This is a genomic window from Bacillus sp. LR--39 (genome assembly GCF_053613335.1).
The window spans coordinates 1-558 of record NZ_JBSIOT010001381.1 but is presented as its reverse complement, the minus strand read 5'-3'; the positions used below and the strand labels follow the sequence as shown (position 1 = coordinate 558).

At 48.4% G+C, this 558-nt stretch carries 1 protein-coding gene; it reads left to right on the top strand.

Features of this window, described 5'->3' with window-relative positions; genetic code table 11:
- Positions 1-558 (top strand): ATP-binding protein (locus tag ACWHAR_RS30620; protein ID WP_452088875.1); only part of this gene is annotated, 558 nt, incomplete at both ends.

The window sequence follows — 558 nt, the reverse complement described above, 5'->3', positions numbered from 1 at the left end:
TCGGACCTTCCCCTGATATCATCGCAAAGATGGGCAGCAAAATTGAAGCGCGAAAAGCAATGGAGGCTGCAGGAGTCCCTGTGGTGCCAGGCGTTTCTGAATCCCTCGGAGATATAGAGGCAGCCTGCCGCACCGCAAGTCAAATCGGCTATCCTGTCATGCTGAAAGCTTCAGCGGGCGGAGGGGGCATCGGAATGCAGCGTGTTGAAAATGAAGAAGCATTAAAAAAAGCGTACGAGGGAAACAAAAAGCGCGCAGCAGATTTTTTCGGTGACGGGTCGATGTATATAGAAAAAGTTATTGAACATGCGCGTCACATCGAGGTTCAGCTTTTGGCCGATCAACACGGCCATACAGTACATCTGTTTGAACGTGATTGCTCTGTTCAGAGGCGCCACCAAAAAGTCATTGAAGAAGCACCGTCTCCATTTGTAGACGATGAACTAAGAATGAAGATCGGGCAAACAGCGGTAAAAGCAGCGAAGGCAGTCGGCTATACGAACGCAGGCACCATCGAATTTATAGTTGACCAGAAGCAAAATTTTTATTTCCTCGAAA